The sequence below is a fragment of the Companilactobacillus futsaii JCM 17355 genome, assembly GCF_001435505.1.
Classification (GTDB): domain Bacteria; phylum Bacillota; class Bacilli; order Lactobacillales; family Lactobacillaceae; genus Companilactobacillus; species Companilactobacillus futsaii.
Window position 1 is genome coordinate 1 of the sequence record NZ_AZDO01000083.1, and the last position, 2,120, is coordinate 2,120.

At 32.9% G+C, this 2,120-nt stretch carries 3 protein-coding genes; all 3 read left to right on the top strand.

Annotation, left to right across the window (positions count from 1 at the left end):
• On the top strand, positions 1-337 hold a 337-nt coding region (locus FC88_RS06965; protein WP_162256540.1), incomplete at its 5' end, for a transposase.
• Between the two features lie 169 nt (positions 338-506).
• Positions 507-923: an ArpU family phage packaging/lysis transcriptional regulator gene (locus tag FC88_RS06970; RefSeq protein ID WP_057814188.1), complete on the top strand. Its 417-nt coding sequence runs from the start codon at positions 507-509 to the stop codon at positions 921-923.
• A 91-nt stretch (positions 924-1,014) separates the two neighbouring features.
• A complete protein-coding gene (locus tag FC88_RS06975; RefSeq protein WP_057814189.1) occupies positions 1,015-1,434 on the top strand; it encodes an ArpU family phage packaging/lysis transcriptional regulator in 420 nt (139 codons plus the stop codon).
• Positions 1,435-2,120 lie beyond the last annotated feature (686 nt).

A 2,120-nucleotide genomic window follows, 5' to 3' on the forward strand; every position in this document is an offset into this window, starting at 1 on the left:
TACGACACAAAACGTTATCGATATAGCCATTGATAGATTACCGATTTTTAAAAATACCTATGATGTTTATCAAGGTATTCAGAAGGCAATACATGAACATGACATAGCACTACTCGAAGAAACTATTTACGGGTATAAAAAGAACAACACCGCTATGGATACATCTATTTCAACGTTACGGAAGAATTTAAATTACGTGAGAAATAGTTGTACGATGTCTTACTCCAATGGTCCCCTTGAAGGGACTATCGGAAAGATAAAAAAGCTCAAACATATCAGTTATGGTTTTAAAAGTCTTGAACATTTTCTTAAGAGAATAAGACTCATTTGTGCATAAGAAAAAGCATCCTGCGAGAGGATGCTTTTCATACAAAAACTATTCATCAATACGATTTGACAATGAGCCTTAAAAATATTCAATTTTGTCTAACTTTTGTGTTGCACTTTAGTGTGAGTAGCAATTAATTGGTTACAGCAAGTCAATTATATCACGAGGAATAATCAAATTGAAATCGTTACCAGATATTAACATTGATCAAACAAAGAAGAATGCTAGAAAAGTATTGAAACAGTACCGTATTCTGAATAGGATTGCAGGACGTTCGTTAACAAGTGTTAAGTCCCCTGTTTTAAATGGAATGCCTAAAAATACTAACACCAATAGCATTCAAGAAAATAAGAGTGTTCAAGTGGTTAATGCAAGTATGGAACTAGAAGAAATTGACAGAGCTGTAAATAATCTACCTCAAGAATATATTGATGTTATTTATTATAAATATATGTCTAAGGAGACACACACTAACCTTGATATTGCAGGTCTAGTGTTCGGAAGTATAACAGCTAATAAAACCGTTGCTCGTAGGTTAAGTGACGGATTATTACTATTCAGTGAATCATATCGTAATGGAGAGTTACTCGTATAAATAAAAGATCCACCCAAAATTGGGTAGATCTTTCTGTAGACATACCTATATTTTTTCACATCAATTATATCACTTATGGAGGTCTACATTTGTGGGAATATTTTCAAGCATTAATGAAAAGCTAACAATTGCTAACGTTAAAGAATACTTTGAGAAAGATTTTCCACGGTTAAGAGCTAAGGCAAATCTTAATAATATAATTAGTTTGCAATCATCTAGGCTCAATGTGGTACCTAGTGATAGCAACCAACATAATAATACTCAAGAAGACAAAGTAATAAGTAACATACGAGCTAAGGAACTTGTACAGGCAACGTGTGATGTTATCAATAACGCTCCAAGTATATATAAGATTATCCTCAAGAACCTTTATATATTGAACCAAAACAATACGGTTACCATGAAGCTAACGGACTATGGAGCTTCTCAATACGCTGTCTATAAGAATCGTGCTTTGTTATATTTTGCTGAAACATATCAAGATATATACGATCTTGTCGAATATGTTTGATTGATATTAATATGTGAACAACAAATAAGCTCCCATATCTTAAATAATTTAGATATGAGAGCTTATTATTGTACTCATGATTAATTATATTGATTGATTCTAAAGGGGCACATATGTTCAAAATATGAGATTAACAGAACTATCAAAGAATGTTATTAACAGTGACATCCCTTTTACCTTGTCTATATATCAATTGATATTTAGCATGTTGACATACGCATTGTATGAATGAGTTCACTTGCTACACTAGGGATTACACACTATTCCCCTGTATAATCAACGGGGGTTAGATCGAATATGATTGTTTGAACGCACGTCCTCTTTTTTACACGATAAATTCTATTAATTAAAAATTGGCTCAGCTGAAAACTCAGCTTAGTAAAATATGATAATGAAAAATATAACAGCATTTAAGGGGGTGTCGCCACTTTTGGCGATACCTTTAAACCTAACCTGATATTAGGTCTGCGCAAAATTGCGCTTAGTAAATTGAGTATGGCTGAAAATTCAGCTCAATAGTTATCCTCCAGAAAAAGAATAAATCGGAGATATCGGAGACCCTAAAAAAGAAGAAATTGCTGGTATTCGGACATTTTGGATACCCAAAAAGGAGAAAAAATTTCAGTTACTTGGTAGATTGTAAAATTAATCCGAACGCTGTTCGGACAAAAAAGATCAGCTTCCTT